This is a genomic window from Bacillus sp. Marseille-Q1617, assembly GCF_903645295.1.
GTDB lineage: Bacteria > Bacillota > Bacilli > Bacillales > Bacillaceae_B > Rossellomorea.
Genome location: NZ_CAHJXM010000001.1, coordinates 702,505 through 718,949, shown reverse-complemented (window position 1 = coordinate 718,949; position 16,445 = coordinate 702,505). Strand labels below are relative to the sequence as shown.

The following is a 16,445-nucleotide window of genomic DNA, read 5'->3' as shown; positions in this document are numbered from 1 at the left end:
AAATATGGCCAGGAAATATCCTGGCCTAAAACCAATTGCAGAGAAAAGCTCTCCAATGAGCTTCCATAAAGTAACCTATAAGAATCCCATCACTTTATTTCTCTGATTGCGTTGATTGCCCCCATTTTTGTACAAACAGCTGCCCCCACGCGATTACTGATGGAAATGATGCTCTTTAATTCAGTGAAATTCTCCACGAGTACTTTCGGATCCTGAGAGTGATTGAATTGATACAGAGCCGCTCCAACAAATGCATCCCCTGCCCCTGTCGAATCGACGGAATGAACGGGGATGCTTGGGACAATACACGACTCTTTTCCGTTTGAAATCAGGGTTCCATCTTTCCCCAAGGTGACGGCTACGGTACTCGCTCCCAGCGTATGAAGACATTCAACTCCATCTGATAGCTGTGTGAATCCAGATATAATCTTACATTCCTCTTCGCTTACTTTGACGAAGTCAGCTTGACTTATGCAATGTTCGGCCAGCGCCACAAAGTCCCCTTCTCTCCCTTTCCACAGATCCTTTCGAAAGTTCGGATCAAAGGAGATGAATTTGCCTGCTTCTTTGACCGTTTGAATGAAGGATACGTATGCCGACTTGAAGGGATCTTCCAGTAAGGCAGTTGCGGAACCGAAGTGAATGATCGAAGATTCCCTCCAGTCGCTTTCATGAAGCTCTTTGAGGCTCAGCTGGGCATCAGCCCCCCTATTAAACACAAAATCTCTTTCCCCATCCCCTTTCAATGACACAAACGCCAATGTCGTAGGATGATCATCATCTAGAAGAATGGATGATTCATCGATGGCAAGATCTTTCATGGTCTGTATCAAGAAATGGCCGAACGGATCATTTCCAACCTTACTCAGGAATCTGGCGCTCCCCCCAAGTGTGGAAATGGCGGCGCACACATTGGCTGGAGCCCCTCCTGCTTGCTTTGAAAAGGATTGTCCCTGAACCAGGTCGGTATCGATATCGGTACAAAAGAAATCGATGAGCAATTCACCAATGCACAGGATCGATGGTTCATTCATGTTATCAAACTCCCTTTCCCCATATAGAGGATAGTTTGGTAATCGAGATCTCTTCAACCATGGCCCCGCCCCCAAGTGCAGAAAGGGAAAGGGTGCACTTTGTTTGCTTCGGGAAAATCAAGTTGGTCAATGCCTTCCTGCCCCCTTGTGCGAATACCTCCAGGGAAGAAGCGTCCAGGAATAGCTGAAGGATGAGTGTATCGTCCAGTAAATCCACAGAGACCTCGGAGATTCCAGAAAAGGAATCCGAAAACCCGCTTTTCCCTGATTGAGTCCGATCGACCGATAACATGCCGGTGAATCGATTATAATTCACACTGGTTAATTCATCTGTTGAATGATTGATAACCAGCTCGAACTCTTGTGCATCTTCAAACGTTACAGAAAGATTCACTTCCACTAATTCATGATTTACATCGATCGAGTACCCTTTTTCTGTCAATCCAATTACCTTGAAGATCTGCGGTTCTTTTCTGATTTCATTTATCTCGGATACAGGTTTTTGTAAAAGCTGAATACCCTCTGCAGTTGAGATCAAGTTCAGCTCTCGAGGCAGCGTCATGGCTCCTCTCCATGACTCAGTCGGGACATGGTTTGCATATCTCCAGTTGTTCATCCATCCAAGGTAAATGCGTCTGCCGTCCTTTTCAGGGATATCGGACCAGCTCACTCCGGCATAATTGTCCCTTCCGTGATCAAGCCAGAAAATGGTGTCCCCATCATAGCTATTGATAAACGTCTTGCCGTCAAAATCTCCAACAAAGTACTGGGTCCTTGAACCTTCCTTATGATGAGGGTTATCACCGATACTCACCAGCATCACCCATCTCACATGATCGGGATTTCCGTCGACCATAAGTGGAAACAGGTCGGGGCATTCCCATACCCCTGTATGGGCCCCTTCGCCCTGACCAAATTCACTCGCGAACTCCCAGTCAATCAAGTTAGGGGACGTATAAATCGTAATCGTTTGACCCGTCGCCAGCACCATTACCCAACGTTCAGATTCTTCGTGCCAGAATACCTTTGGATCCCGGTAATCGGTAATGTCTTCATCTGAGAGGACAGGATTACCTTTGTATGTTTCCCACGTCCTGCCCTTATCACGGCTAAACGCAAGGCTTTGTCTCTGTCTCGGTCGATCGGAATCCGGATAGGTGTCCGCATTTGTATAAATGGCTACCAGCCCCCCGTTCCCTTCTTCAAAGAAACCTGAGGTATTCTTCCAATCGACCACCGCACTACCGGAGAAAATAGCACCATGCTCATCAGGATACAGGGCGACCGGCAGCTCCTCCCAATGAATCAGATCGCGACTCACCGCATGCCCCCAGTGCATCGGACCCCACGTAGTCCCATGAGGATGATATTGAAAGAAGAGATGATATTCCCCTTCAAAATAGACCATCCCATTGGGATCATTCAGCCACTTTTCCTTTGGGGAAAAATGAAATTGTGGACGATGGGTTTCTGAATATAAAGTAGTTTTTTCTTGATAATCGTTTGTCATATGAATCCTCCTTTTCATTCAAAAGGCTGTACGATTGCCTAAGCAAGGTACAGCCTGAATATGTTATTGGTTTCGATCATATCCATCCTGTTTGATTTTCAGCCATTCCTGCAATCCGAGACGATCAAGTTCTTTTAAATAATCTGCCCATTCTTCATCTGCTTTCCCATTTGTGATCCATTCTGCTTTTTTACGCTTCACATAAGCAAGCAAATCGGTTTCGATCTTTGAAAGCTTATCTAATTCTTCAAGAGAGAAAAATACTCGCGGGTAGATGTTTTCCGCCTTCATATCCGGTACCATGACATCCTTCATAAGCCCCAGTCTCCAGGCAGCATCATCCGGTTTCGTCGTCACGGTTCCATAATATTCGTCCAGGATTGCCAGCGGACCGCCGACCGATGTTTTTTCCCTAAGCTCTACAGGCGCCGTTCCTTTTAATGGAAGGTGCTTTAATGAATTGCTTGCAGTATCCATCTCAAAGATATTTTGCTGCTTGTCATCGCCGTAGGTTCCCCAGTTATTTTGAACCGATTGAAGCGGACTATAAAATTGATCAATCCATTTCGCCGTCAATTCAAGGTTCTTGTTAGCACTCGTGATGACCATTCGGTTCCGGTCAAATCCCATTCCGTTCGTTCTTGTTACATTCTTCGTTCCATCAGGTCCCTCAAGCGCAGGCATCAGATCGTATTTATCGTTCATACCCGTGATGTTTGCTTTATCCCACGTGAAGTACAAGCCGTAACGTCCTTCTTTTCCTTTCGACAGGTAGGTGTTCCAATCTTGTTCAAAGGCTTCTACATCGATTAAATCTTCCTTGTATAACTCATTCAAATAATTGATGGCATCCTTATACCCTTCATCGGCTGCCGTCAGTTTTACCTCCCCATCATTTGTAACGACGGTGTGATCCCAGTTTTCCCCCAGTCCGAATGATCCGAACAAGAAGGAGACATCTTCCCCTCCATGATTAATGATGAAGGACATCGGGATTTCATCCGCCTCTCCGTTTCCGTTTGGATCCTGTGTCTTGAATGCCTTAAGGACTTCTTTCAGATCATCTGTTGTTTTAGGCATTTCAAGGCCCAATTTATTTAGCCACTCTACATTTATCCAAGGGAAGTCATCGACGGAGTGGATGCTCTCTTTTCCTGAACCAAGTTCTTCAATCCAAGGGAAGGAGTAAATATGTCCATCGGGAGCTGTCATCATCGCACGATATTCAGGCGCGTCTTCCAAGACTTTTTTCAGATTGGGCATATGCTCATCAATCAAATCCTCAACAGGGACAATCGCTCCATCCTTTGCAAGCTTTAACAGCTCATAATCACTGTAGCCCGCATTCATGATTGCGTCTGGAAGTTCTCCGCTGGCGACGGCCAGGTTCCGTTTTTCATTGAAGGTTTCTCCTGCTGTATAATTGGTCCAGTCGATTTTCACACCCGTTTCTTCCTGGAGTCTTTTGAAGATCAGCTTTTCATTTGGATCGTCAGGAGCAAGCGGTGAACTAGATGTCATCATCTTAAGAGTCACCTGTTCTTCCAAAGGGAATTTCACATTTTCTAATTCATAATTCTCAGAAGAAGCACTTTCACTATTGTTGCTGCAGCCTGCTGCAAGCAGCATACCTGACATCAGAAGCGCCGACATTTTATTGATCTTTTTACCCATTTTCAAACCCCCATTGTTTTAAAGTAGATTATTTTAAAGATCCCACCATAACACCTTTTTCAAAGTATTTCTGGAAGAATGGATACATAATGATCAGTGGCAGGCTAGCTAAGACGATAGATGAATACTTGATCATTTCTGATATTCTTTGAAGTTCCGCGGCCGCCTGCTGATCCGCGATCATTCCCGGCTGTACCTCATTCTGGATGAGGATCGAGCGCATGACGAGCTGTAACGGGTACAAGTCCCGGTCCTCAAGATAGATCATCGCATCGAAATATGAATTCCACTGCCCGATGAACGCATACAGCGCGATGACAAAGATAATCGGCTTTGACAAAGGAAACACAATGTTTAGGAATATCCTGAATTCCGATGCTCCGTCAATCCTGGCAGCTTCCTTCAACTCATTCGGAATCGACTTGAAATAGGTTCTCGCAAGGATGATGAACCACACATTGATGGCATTAGGAATGATGATCGCCCAAATCGTGTTCAGCATGCCTAAGTCCTTCACTACCATATACGTAGGGATTAAGCCCCCGTTGAAAAACATTGTGATAAGAAAAAACACCATGATGAATTTCCGGCCTACAAGTCCTTCAGCGGAGAGTGAATACCCTGCAAAGACGCAAACAAGCACGGTGACGAGTGTGAACCCGACAGAGTAGAGAATAGAATTAATGAATCCTTTGACAATGGTCCCATCCTCAAAGATCCGTTTATACCCTTCAAAAGTCCAATCCGAGCCGCTTATGAATAAACCTTTTTTGACCAGCACATTCGGCTCAAGAACCGAGGATAGAAGGACATAGATCAACGGAAAAAGAACAATGACGACAATTCCCCCAAGCAGGATTTTGTTGATGAATAGAATGATTTTATCTGACCTGGTGTATTGATACACTTCGTCTCCTCCTTTCTATAAAAGACCTTCGCCTTCGTTTAATTTCTTTACCACCCGGTTGACGAAAACCAGCAAGATGACATTGATGACAGCATTGAACAATCCCACTGCCGTAGCGAATGAATAGTCTCCAGCCTGTAATCCCCGCTTGTATACATAAGTCGAAATAATTTCCGAGGTTGGCAGGTTCATAGACGTTTGTAACAGGTAGGCTTTCTCAAAACCAATGGCCATGATGCCCCCGGCAGCCAGGATGAATAATACTGCCATCACAGGCTTCAGCGTCGGAAGGTCGATATGCCAAATGCGCTGCAGAAGTGACGCACCATCCACGGTTGCAGCATCATGAAGCTGGGGATCCACATTGGCGAGTGCCGCAACATAAATGATGGAGGCCCATCCTGCGCCCTGCCAAACCCCTGACCAGATATAGATGCTTCTGAAAGCATCGGGATCCGACATAAATGAAATTGGTTTATCCGTAAAAACCGACAACATCGCGTTAATAGGACCCGTAGGTGACAGAAACAGAAAAATCATTCCTGAGATGACGACGACTGAAATAAAGTGTGGTGCATAAAGGATGAGTTGAATATTCTTCTTCACCCCTGCTTTTCGGAGCTGATTCAACATGAGTGCGAGTATGATCGGTATGGGAAACCCGATCAGGAGCTCGAAGGAACTCAATTTAAGAGTATTGATCAGGATATCCATGAAATTTGGAGACGATAAAAAGTCGGTAAAGTGCTTGAGTCCAACCCACTCACTGCCATTGATGCCCCTGATGGGACTGAAATCCTTAAAGGCAATAGATGCACCGTACATAGGAACATACTTGAAGATGATTGTAAGAATGATAGCCGGTGCAAGAAACAAATAGAGAATATAGTTTTTCTTCATGTAGTGGAGCTTGGTTTTGAGTTTCGTATTTTTCTTTGTTTCAGATATGACTTGTGTATCTGCTTTGGCAAGCTCTTGCAATCTTTTGACCCCCTTTATAAAATCAAGTTGTTTAGAAGAACTACCCTGTCCACTAAGGTGAGGCTGTCTGTTGATTTCACTTTACAAGAATAACAGGATGAAAACGTTTACTTTTTTTGGGTAAGACAGTTTAATTTTTTTGGGAGTTTACCGCACAAAAAAACCTCTGGCATCTGCCAAAGGTTCCTATTCCAGATCATTCAGTTCATCATTAATCTTTTTAACCGCCTCTTCCGCCGATGTTCGAACATCCTTTCCTCCAATTCCCACGTCTTCAAAAAGAGTTTTGACTGCATCACTTACGACTGGATAAGCAGGGGTAATCGGTCTATTCCTGGAGTACTTTTGTGCCTGTTCCACAAAAATATTTTTTGGATACTCACTGAACTCGGGAAAGGCTTCTGCAACAGAATAGCGTGCTGGAACATCCCCGGTAATCTCTACATATTTCTTTGCTCCTTCAAAGCTTGTGATATATCGGACGAACTCCCAGGCTTCATCGGGATAGTCGGTTTCAGAGGAAATACCGAGGGCCCATCCTCCGTTTGGGACCGCCTGCTGGCTCCCTTTTGGCAGGGCGGTAATCCCGAAATCCTCACCCAGCCGAAAATCAGGATTCATCGTACTGAGACTCTCCAGCATCCAGGAACCCAGGACGGTCATACCGAGCTTATTGGTCTCCAATGCTTCCTGGGGAAGTTCGACCTTGGCCACCCGGTATTTCTGGTATAGATCCTGATAAAACTGTAGAGCTCGCAGTGACGCAGGAGAATTCAAATACCCACTCGCTGTCTGATTGCTTTGATCTAATACACCTCCTCCAAATTGCCAAAGGATAGGCATCTTGAAGTAAGAAGGCGACTCCCCATCCGGGAATCCCTGAGCTGGGTCGATTCCTGTGATCTCAGGGGATAAAGCAGAAATTTTCTTAGCTGCTTCCAGAACCTCGTCCCACGTCATTGGATCATGTGGATTTCTGGAAGGGAGGGGCACCCCTGCTTTTTCAAACAAATGAATATTGTAAAAAAGGGCGACACTAGATTCTGCAATAGGAGATAAGTAGATTTCGTCCTCATATGTGATCCCCTTTAGCGTAGGGGCTGCCAGATCCTCTATGTTGCCTTCTTCCCTCATATAATCGTCGAGGGACATAAGACTGCCCGCACTGGCATAAAGGGCGAGGGTCGGCGTATCGATTGTCAAAACATCAGGGGGGTCTCCAGCTGCCATCTCAGTTCTCAGCTTCAACTCATAATCCCCGTAAGGTACAGGGACCATCTCCACTTCGATTGTGGGATGCTCTTCATTGAAGTCAGCCACCAGCTCTTCATACGCCTGATTTTCAAGTTTTGTCCCACTATTTCTCCAGAATGTCAGGCGGATTTTTGCTTGTTCATCCATTTCCCCGCCAGCCTTCTCCCTGCTGGTTTCCTGGAAGGAAGTGAAATAGAAGATACTGTAGATCCCTGCTGTCAATACGAGTAACGATGCTATTACATAGAGGAGGGTTAATTTATACTTCATCGCACTCCCCCCTCATCCGCAGTCATGGATTTCCGGTAATCAAGCGGCTTTTGCCCAAAGCGCCTCTTAAACACCGTGCTGAAATAACCTGAATTGGAATACCCGACAAGGTGGGCGATTTCGATGATCTTCAGCTGTTCATCCTTCAACAAGGCACGTGCTTTGTCCATCCTGAGATTCACGAGGTAATCACTGAAATTCTGCCCGACCAGTTCTTTGAACATCTCAGATAAATAGGCCGAGTTGATATGAAATTGTTCAGCTAGGGACGTTAATGAAATTTCATTTGCGTAATGCCTGTCCATATATTGTCTTACATTTTCCACGATGGCCGTTCCATTTGGGGAATGACGGGTTTCAGTCACCTTCTCCGTAATGACCCCAGCCAGCTCCAGCAATTCTCCCTTGACCCGTTCACGGGAGGTTAACTCCCATATGCCAAGTTGACAATTCCACATCTTTTTCTTCATATCATCCGAATAAAGATCATACTTTCTTGCTGCTGCCCCCAGCATGAAGAGCACACGGCTTGCTGCAAAGGAATAAGACATCACCGATTGCCGGTGGCATTTGTCAAAGGCAGCCAAAAGATGGTTTTTGAAGGAGGTGAATTCCCCTTGCTCCAAACTGTTGGATAGCTTCCATTCTACATCCTCGGTGAATTCGATGGTTTGTTTACTCATGGTTCCATCTATTAGCTGGGATGTGGCATCAGCTGAACTTTGGCTCCAGGAGAGAAGCGCAGAAATGTAACCAGTCTTTAATTGTGATAAACCCCTGACCATTTTCCCCAGCCCGATGACTGTTTCCAGGTTCAAATAGGCGCTGACACTCTTTTGAAGCTTCTGGACAAAGCCAGGGACTTGATTTTCTCCTGGGTTATGATGGCAAAGGAAATGAATCATGGTCGGGTAGCTCGCGTCGTAGAAGGACGTGATTCCTTCATACTCATAGGATAATTCCCTGCAAAGCATCTTGAATGGAAGAAACAACTCCCTGACCTGTTCTCGTTCACTGCTTCGTATTTCTACGGTAATGAATTGTACGTCAGCGTTCTCACCTGCCAGCATATCAAGCTGCAGCTGACTGAGTCTCTCTTTGGCAATATTCATCCCGGCCCATTCATCCTTCACCAAATGAAGCAGGTATTGTTCCCTCATTTCTTCTGCATGAGCCTGGTTCATTCTGTCCGTTTCCATCATTTTCTGCCTTTCCGCCTTAATTTCGCCACTGCTTTTCCTAAGTGCTGCCGTCAGTTCAACGGGATCAACAGGCTTAAGCAGATAATCCTTCACTCCTCCGACTAAAGAGGAACGTACATACTCGAAATCCGCGTATCCAGACAGGACAATCACCTTGATATCCGTGTACTTAGCCGATAACACTTTCACAAGCTGCATCCCGTCCATTACCGGCATTCTAACATCGGTCAGGACCAGATCGGGCTTCACCTCTTCAATGACCTGCAGCGCTTCATTGCCATTCGCAGCTTCACCGGCAATAACAAAGCCCTCCTCTTCCCAATCCACTTTCCACTTCAGCCCTTTTCGAATTTGAATTTCATCATCGACCAGAATCACCTTCAGCATGATGATCCCCCTCTCCACTTTTTATGCACAAGGAAATGGTTGTGCCTTGATTCTCTTCAGATGTAATGTGATAGGTAAAATTCTCTCCGTAATACAGCTTCAAACGCCCCAGGACATTTTTAAGTCCGATGCTGCGTCCTTTGCTTACCCATACAGCCCGCGATTCGTGACCGCCCAGGTCTCGCTTCAATTCCTTCACAATGGACTCAGGAATTCCAATTCCATTGTCCTCGATCTTTATCTCCACCCAGTCATCCACTTTCTTGGTCGAGATACGAAGAACTGCCTCCGTCTTTTCTATGAAGCTGTATTTCACAGAATTCTCCACGAGAGGCTGGATGACAAACTTTATGATTGGGAGCGCAGAAGCTTTTGGATCTTCCTCAATGGAAACTGAAAGGGCCTCTTCATATCGCAGCTTCAGAATTTCCAAAAACCTCCGTATATAGGTCATCTCTTCACCGAGGGTTACCGTATCCGATTCCGTGTTAAGGGAATATCTCATGATTCTCCCTAAATGAATCGTCACATCGATCACCTCTTTGTTCTTCCCTTGAGCTGCAAGCCCGCCGATGGTCTCCAGGGTATTATTGAGGAAATGAGGGTTGATCTGCAGCAGCAGCGCTTTGTACTCCGCATCCCTCCTGCGTATATTGGCTTCATATTCCGTTTCAATCAGGGTGTCCAAACGGTTGGTCGTCTGGCCGAACACATCCACCACATAGCCAATTTCATCATTTGCTGTCTTAATGAAAGGGATCAATTGCTTGGCTTTCTTAAAATCTCCCGTTTCAACCAGCTTCATGGCACCGGTCAATTTCCCTAAAGGTTTTACAATCGTTGAAGAAAGCAGATAAGACGCCATAATCGTCAATAAGAATATCCAGCCGCTTGTCAAAAGAAGGTTCTTCTGAAGCTCATTGATCCGGGAGAACAATTCGGACTTGGTAATTTCGCTGACCAGTATCCATTCCCCGACCCTTGCCTTCTGATAGAAAAGCATATACTCTTCCTTCTCGAAAGGGACCTCTATTAATCCTGACTTTTTGGGCTCTGTCTTTATGGTGTTTAAACTTTCTTTTAATACCTTCTCAGGTGTATCAATACTCCCGGTCAGCACATTTCTGCCGTGCCTGTCCAGGAGATAGACTCTCCCTTTCTCCCCCAGCTTGATCTTGCTTAATGCTTTCTCAAGGAGGGACGATGGAAAGTTCACTTTGATGACCCCGGATAAATCAAGCGTGTTGATATCAAAGAGGGGAAGAAGGTAACTGTTCACGTGATCAGCCATCAAATCATTATGTGACCGGAGCCAGCGCTGATCGTTTTTATAGAAATCATCGAACCATATCGTTTTTTCTAGCGGAGGAAGATTTCCCGCAGTCCCCGTCCCATCGTTGAGAAAAACCGATACAGACATCGATTTGGAATTGTTGATCATCATGGAAGATAATTCTGCCTTCAACTGGTTCTTCATCAGGAGACGTTCGGCACTCCCTGCCTCCCTGTCATTCTCCTCAGACTTAATCCATTCCTGAGTGGTAGGGTTCACCAGTACTTGCTTTCCTAAATCCTCTGCCTGTGACGTGATCGAATCAATATACAACGAATACTGCTCCATCATTTCAATCGTCGAACTTGTCGTGCGTTCTTCCATGATAGACGTAAACCAGTTGGGAATTAAGATTGATAGAACTAGAAATGGAAAGGTCAGCAGCAAAGTGAAAATCATAAATAATCGGTTGCGAAGTGAGAAAAACATAGCGCCTCCATGGTAACTGCGTAATTTTATTGTTTGAAAAATAAAACTATTATTTTATTAAAGTTACCATAGAATCAGGTGGGTAAAAAGACTGAAAGAGAGGGAGAGCAGGAAAAATCCCTAATATATCTAGAAGTGTCATAACTAACATAATCCTATGCCCCTGCAAAACTTTAAAGCCCGTCCCAACATACATTAACGCATTAACGCGCGCTGGGACGGGCCTTAAAATAATGCACAAAAAACGGGGCACCCATCCGGGCACCCCGTTCTCCTTCTATCAAACCGATGCATTCTCAGCCTTCAACTTCTCACCTTTCACACCAGCACTGCTCTTAGCACCAGCTTTTCCATCAGCCGTCATTCCTGCCTTAAAGAAATTACTCTTAAAGAACCCAAACGTCAATCCAACCGTGATGACAAACGTGATGGCCATTCCGGTAAAGTAGAATGCCCAGTGTTCAGGATAAACGGACAGGAACGATAGCACGCCGCCCACTCCGACGGATGTCGCTTTCACTCCCTGGGCTGCCAGGTACGCACTTCCAACGGCGCTTCCGATCATCACTGCGATGAACGGGTAGCGGAATCGGAGGTTGATTCCGTAGATGGCCGGTTCCGTTACACCGAGCCATGCTGAAAGGGTTGCTGTCAGGGACACACCTTTCAGCTTCTTGTTTTGCTTAATGATGAAGAACATTGTTAATGCTGCAGCACCCTGTGCAAGTGTGACCGTTTCCCCGATCGGCCATAGTGTAACGTAGCCAAGCGTTCCGGCCATTTGTAAGTTGACACCCAAGAAGATGTGATGCATCCCTGTGATCACAAGCGGACCGGAGATGAATCCATACACGGCCCCGGCAATGACAGGCGATACTTCAAAGAGATACAGGATGCCGTCCGTGATCCAGTTCGAACCTGTCATCGTGATCGGTCCGATGACTCCGAACGTCAACAGCCCCGCGAACACCAATGCAAGCGGTGCCACAAAAATCATCTGTAAATTATCCGTGATGACCCTCTTCAATTGCTTTTCAGACCAGGTCAAGATCCATGTGGCAAAAATGACCGGCAGTACCTGACCCTGATACCCGATCTTCGCAATATCCCATCCGAACAGGCTCCAGTATTCAACGTCCCCCGGATTCTCCGCATACGCATAAGCGGACATAAGTGATGGGTGAACTAGTAACAAACCAAGTACGATCCCAAGCAGCGGGCTTCCGCCGAACTTCTTCGCAGCCGACCAGGCGATGAGCACCGGCAGGAATGTAAACGCTGTATTCGCAATCACATTGATAAATTCGGCAAAACCTGTCCAGCCAGTGTGAACGTCAAGCAGTGATTTTTTATCATAGAAGATGCCTGGATTGGCGAGCATATTATTCAGCCCGAGCAATAGACCGGCCGCAACGATCGCCGGCAGGATCGGGATGAAGATATCCGCAAGCACCCTGACACCTTTCTGGATGACATTCCCCTTCTCGGCCACTTCCTTCTTCATATCGTCCTTCGTCACGGCCTCCGCACCGGTTTGCGTGACAAATTCGCTGTAAACCCTTTCAATCATGCCCGGACCAATGATCACCTGGAATTGTCCGCTCGCTGAGAACGTCCCCTTCACAAGTTCATTTGCCTCAAGGGCCTCTAAATCTACCAAACTCTCATCCACAAGCACCAGGCGCAGCCTTGTCACACAATGCGAAGCACTGCTAACGTTCCCGGCGCCGCCTATATTCTTTATAATGTCAGAAACATTTTCCTTAAAGCCCATCACCTTGACCTCCTCGATTAATCGCTTTCATAAAATTTTCAACTTGTTTAAACAAGTTCGTTATAGTACAGTATAAATTGTTATCAATTATTGTCAAGACAATTTTGAAAAAAAGGAGAGTTCAACATGGATATCACAATTACACCGATGAGCCATTTCGGTTCCTATATGGCCCTCACCTTCCAGGAAAGCGAAACGCCTGAGAAAAACGGATTGTACCTGAACTCGGTTCGGGGGAAATCCAAGCAGCATCAAAATGCCCTAAAGATTATCCCGGCCGTGAACGGCACCCCCGTACCATACACATATGAAGCAGACGAATTCCGGATCTCCCTTTCATTCGACGGCGGGGAACTTCATCTCTGCTTCGAAGATTCCGAGCGTATTTTTGTAAAAGGGAGCGGTGACAACGTCGGGCTCATCCTCGACACCCAGCCCGTCTTCAACTTCGAATATAACTATCTATTAGGAAACCCGGGTGAAGAATTCTGCCTGATCAACAGCTACAAGAATCTCACCAAGTACATGATCTTTGCCCCGGACGGCAACGTCTCCCTTCAGCAGAATGTCTTCATGGACACAACCGGGAGCACGGTCGAGGCGGATAATCTGTCCTCTATTCATATTACCCAACTTGAAGGCGCTGGGGACTTCCTATGTGTCATCGAAGACGTGCCGACCAATGGCGGTTTCCCTGAAGAAAGAGAATACTCATTCGAGGCCGCACTCGATAAAAGCACGAATCATTTTCTATCATTCTTGGAAAAACAGCCGGCTGTCCCTGAGGGATATGAACAAACACTGAGAGAAGCCGCGTATCTGAACTGGACCTGCATCGTCAATGAGCAAGGCCTGTTAAAACGAAAAGCGATGTATATGTCGAATGCCAACTTCCCTGGTGTATGGAGCTGGGACAACGCCTTCAACGGACTGGCCCTTGCCGGTGTCGACGATCAGCTCGCTTGGGATCAAATCCAGCTGTTATTCGACCACCAGGACGACAAAGGCCAGATCCCGGGGTCCGTCAGCGACTCGACCATCCGATGGAACTTCTCCAAGCCGCCGGTGCAAGGTTTGTTCGTCCTGAAGATGATGGAAAAGATGACCCTCTCCACCGAACAGCTGGAGACCATTTTTTCACAGATTAAGAGACACGTAGAATTCTATCTTCACTACAAAGACTTCAACCGCGACGGCATCTGCGAATACCATCACGGCAATGACTCCGGCCAGGACAACAGCACCGTGTTCAGGGATGCCGACATCATCGATTCACCCGACCTGACAGCGTTCCTGATCAAGTCGATGGACATGCTCGCAGTCGTAGCAGGAAAACTGGGCCGGTCAGAAGACCAAGCTCACTGGGAAAAAGAAACGGACAGATACACAGAGAAATTCTGCGAATACTTCCTAGTCGACGACCTGCCCGTCGCCCGCTTCACAAGGGACGGCAAAGCGATTGAAAGCGAAGGATATCTGCCGCTGGTTTCCATCATCCTTTCCGATAAACTGCCGGAAGCCGCCCGCAGAAAAATGATCGACACACTGAAGAGCGACCGCTATCTTACCAAATGGGGAATTGCTTCGGAAGCCATCGACAGTCCTCTCTATGAAGAGGATGCCTACTGGCGCGGTCCAATATGGGCCCCGACCACCCTTCTGTTCGTGGAAGCATTTGAAGAATGCGGGGAACATGAACTGGCGAAAGAGGTAGCCTGGAAATTCCTTGACCTTTGCAAGCATGGCGGATTTGCGGAGAACTTCCATGCTGAGACAGGCGAAGGATTACGAGATCTTGCGCACACATGGACCTCGAGTGTGTTTATTCATTTGGCTGGGAAGCTGGCTGGATAGTTAAGGTCTATTTTGAACGTTATTTAGACAAAGAAAACCCCAGAATCTTTTGGTTCTGGGGTTTTCTTTGTCTTATTCCATTCTATCCCCCTTTAACGGAGTGAAGTATTGTATGATCAATTAGCTAGTATTATTCAGAGGCATATTCGCTTATATACAGTGCCGTTATAACTTTTTAGTCAAAGGGAATAATGTACATTCTTTAATTGTATCGCTGTCCGTTAGTACCATTAATAACCTTTCAATTCCAAATCCCCATCCGGAAATAGGAGGCATCCCATATTCCATAGCTGTTAAATAATCTTCATCCATCTCCATAGCTTCTGAATCCCCATTACTTTTTAGAATGGCTTGAGCTTCCAGCCTTTTTCTTTGTTCAACCGGATCAACAAGTTCAGAATAAGCATTAATAATTTCGGCACCATTTACGACTAATTGGAAACGATCGGTAAGAGTTTGATCCTCATCATTCGCTCTGGCGAGTGGGGATAAATCAATAGGGTGCTGAATTAAAAATGTTGGTTTTACAAGTTGAGGCCGGCACGTTTTTTTATACAGTAAATCAATGAAGTTACCTCTCCCTAAAGAATTAATTTCAGTATGATCCAGTTCAATATTTCTTCTTTTCGTTTCCTGGTATAGATCTTTTACATCAGGATAAAGGTTTATATCTATTCCTGTTTCTTTGTGAATTATATCCCTGAAGGAGATCACTTCCCATTCAAGTGAAAAATCAATCGTTTGTCCTTTTAATGTAATCGTTGTGGTATGAAAAGTTTCCCTTAAAATAAACAATACCATCTCGCGCATTAATTTCATTGTATCTTCATAATTCCAGTATGCTGCGTAACCTTCGACCATTGTAAATTCTTGAAGATGTTGAGGGCTTATCCCTTCATTCCTAAAGCATTTTGCCAATTCAAATACTTTCGTAAAACCACCTACGATTAACCTTTTCAAATAAGTTTCCGGAGCAATCCGTAAGTTTAATTCAGTATCTAATGAATGATGATAGGTCCTGAAAGGTTTCGCAATGGCACCTGATGAAGTATGCTGCAACACTGGCGTTTCTACTTCCAGGAATTCTTGGTCTTCAAAAAACCTGCGAATCGCCCGGACCATTTTGCTCCTGGACAGTAATCGATTTTGTGTCTCTTTTGTCATCATTAAATCTAAGTAACGCTGTCTATATCGAAGTTCAATATTGCTTAAGCCGTGCCATTTTTCTGGAAGGCTCCGCAATGCTTTCCCAAGAAAAACATAGCTTTCGATTCGTAATGTTTTTTCTTGCGTCCTGGTAGTATACATTCGACCTGTCACGCCAATAAAATCTCCTATATCTACTACATCATTAAATTGCTTAAACAGCAGCTGACCAACCTCATCCCTTTTTAAAAGTAGTTGTAAACTGCCTTGAATGTTTGAAATGGTTATGAAAATTAATTTGTTGAAGTTTCTAATACTCATGATCCTACCCGCCACTCGGACACCAGAAGTACCGTCTTCAAGCTGAGAGGCTTCAAAAAGTTCATAATTAGTGGAAAACCTTTCTGGGTATACTGAAATTCCATTAGATCTTAATGTCTCTAACTTCTCCATTCTGCCCTCTGTTTGTTCATTACTCATACATATCACTCCATTCTTTTAGTTTTTTATAAATCATTGGATTGTTCCTTTTAAACAACAAAAAAACTCCCACCCCCAAGATTATTCATCTTGAGGACGGGAGTTATATCTCCGTGGTACCACCTCAGTTTATTGATATGTCACCATATCAACCTCTTCGGGTACGGCAATTTTATGTTTGATTATACCCTATCTCTATAACGGGAGATC

General features: G+C 45.4%; 11 protein-coding genes and 1 other annotated feature (1 of these 12 running past the window's edge). Of the genes, 1 reads left to right on the top strand and 10 read right to left on the bottom strand.

Translation table 11 applies throughout. The features are described from left to right. Positions 1-89 precede the first annotated feature (89 nt). The 9 genes from HWX64_RS03515 to HWX64_RS03475 form a co-directional block, all read right to left on the bottom strand. The gene (locus HWX64_RS03515) at positions 90-1,034 is read right to left on the bottom strand and encodes a carbohydrate kinase (RefSeq protein ID WP_175987305.1); all 945 of its coding nucleotides are present in this window, start codon (positions 1,032-1,034) and stop codon (positions 90-92) included. Between the two features lie 4 nt (positions 1,035-1,038). Beyond that, a complete protein-coding gene (locus tag HWX64_RS03510) occupies positions 1,039-2,544 on the bottom strand; it encodes a glycoside hydrolase family 32 protein (RefSeq protein ID WP_175987303.1) in 1,506 nt (501 codons plus the stop codon). 63 nt (positions 2,545-2,607) lie between these two features. After that, the gene (locus HWX64_RS03505; RefSeq protein WP_175987301.1) at positions 2,608-4,218 is read right to left on the bottom strand and encodes an ABC transporter substrate-binding protein; all 1,611 of its coding nucleotides are present in this window, start codon (positions 4,216-4,218) and stop codon (positions 2,608-2,610) included. Between the two features lie 28 nt (positions 4,219-4,246). Then, positions 4,247-5,125 (bottom strand): carbohydrate ABC transporter permease, encoded by an 879-nt coding sequence (locus tag HWX64_RS03500; RefSeq protein WP_175987299.1) that lies wholly within the window; start codon positions 5,123-5,125, stop codon positions 4,247-4,249. A gap of 15 nt (positions 5,126-5,140) precedes the next feature. Beyond that, entirely contained in the window at positions 5,141-6,025 is an 885-nt protein-coding gene (locus HWX64_RS03495; protein WP_175989623.1) for a sugar ABC transporter permease, read from the bottom strand. Positions 6,026-6,292: 267 nt separating this feature from the next. Further along, positions 6,293-7,630 carry a sugar ABC transporter substrate-binding protein gene (locus HWX64_RS03490; protein ID WP_175987297.1) on the bottom strand — a complete coding sequence of 446 codons (1,338 nt, stop codon included), beginning with the start codon at positions 7,628-7,630 and terminating at the stop codon, positions 6,293-6,295. Continuing rightward, complete coding sequence (locus HWX64_RS03485; protein ID WP_254871030.1) at positions 7,627-9,219, bottom strand: response regulator; 1,593 nt, start codon at positions 9,217-9,219, stop codon at positions 7,627-7,629. Before HWX64_RS03485 ends, HWX64_RS03490 begins: the two co-directional genes overlap by 4 nt. Beyond that, positions 9,194-10,981, bottom strand: a complete 1,788-nt coding sequence (locus tag HWX64_RS03480) for a sensor histidine kinase (protein WP_175987295.1) — start codon at positions 10,979-10,981, stop codon at positions 9,194-9,196. The genes HWX64_RS03485 and HWX64_RS03480 overlap by 26 nt, the downstream gene beginning before the upstream one ends. 280 nt (positions 10,982-11,261) lie before the next feature. After that, the gene (locus HWX64_RS03475; protein WP_175987293.1) at positions 11,262-12,755 is read right to left on the bottom strand and encodes a PTS transporter subunit EIIC; all 1,494 of its coding nucleotides are present in this window, start codon (positions 12,753-12,755) and stop codon (positions 11,262-11,264) included. A gap of 126 nt (positions 12,756-12,881) precedes the next feature. On the opposite strand from HWX64_RS03475, the gene HWX64_RS03470 reads away from it, so the two are divergent. Next, positions 12,882-14,609, top strand: coding sequence for an amylo-alpha-1,6-glucosidase (locus HWX64_RS03470; protein WP_175987291.1), 1,728 nt, complete (start codon positions 12,882-12,884; stop codon positions 14,607-14,609). Between the two features lie 165 nt (positions 14,610-14,774). Here HWX64_RS03470 and lysS read toward each other — a convergent pair whose 3' ends face one another. Then, on the bottom strand, positions 14,775-16,235 hold the full coding sequence (lysS, locus tag HWX64_RS03465) for a lysine--tRNA ligase (protein ID WP_175987289.1): 1,461 nt from the start codon (positions 16,233-16,235) through the stop codon (positions 14,775-14,777). A gap of 89 nt (positions 16,236-16,324) precedes the next feature. Beyond that, positions 16,325-16,445, bottom strand: a binding site (T-box leader); it runs 143 nt beyond the window's last position.

Excerpts from the sequence above, each read along its gene's own strand:
- HWX64_RS03515 (WP_175987305.1), bottom strand. The coding sequence starts at position 1,034 with ATGAATGAACCATCGATCCTGTGCATTGGTGAATTGCTCATCGATTTC.
- HWX64_RS03510 (WP_175987303.1), bottom strand. The coding sequence starts at position 2,544 with ATGACAAACGATTATCAAGAAAAAACTACTTTATATTCAGAAACCCAT.
- HWX64_RS03505 (WP_175987301.1), bottom strand. The coding sequence starts at position 4,218 with ATGGGTAAAAAGATCAATAAAATGTCGGCGCTTCTGATGTCAGGTATG.
- HWX64_RS03495 (WP_175989623.1), bottom strand. The coding sequence starts at position 6,025 with ATGAAGAAAAACTATATTCTCTATTTGTTTCTTGCACCGGCTATCATT.
- HWX64_RS03490 (WP_175987297.1), bottom strand. The coding sequence starts at position 7,630 with ATGAAGTATAAATTAACCCTCCTCTATGTAATAGCATCGTTACTCGTA.
- HWX64_RS03485 (WP_254871030.1), bottom strand. The coding sequence starts at position 9,219 with ATGCTGAAGGTGATTCTGGTCGATGATGAAATTCAAATTCGAAAAGGG.
- HWX64_RS03480 (WP_175987295.1), bottom strand. The coding sequence starts at position 10,981 with ATGTTTTTCTCACTTCGCAACCGATTATTTATGATTTTCACTTTGCTG.
- HWX64_RS03475 (WP_175987293.1), bottom strand. The coding sequence starts at position 12,755 with ATGGGCTTTAAGGAAAATGTTTCTGACATTATAAAGAATATAGGCGGC.
- HWX64_RS03470 (WP_175987291.1), top strand. The coding sequence starts at position 12,882 with ATGGATATCACAATTACACCGATGAGCCATTTCGGTTCCTATATGGCC.
- lysS (WP_175987289.1), bottom strand. The coding sequence starts at position 16,235 with ATGAGTAATGAACAAACAGAGGGCAGAATGGAGAAGTTAGAGACATTA.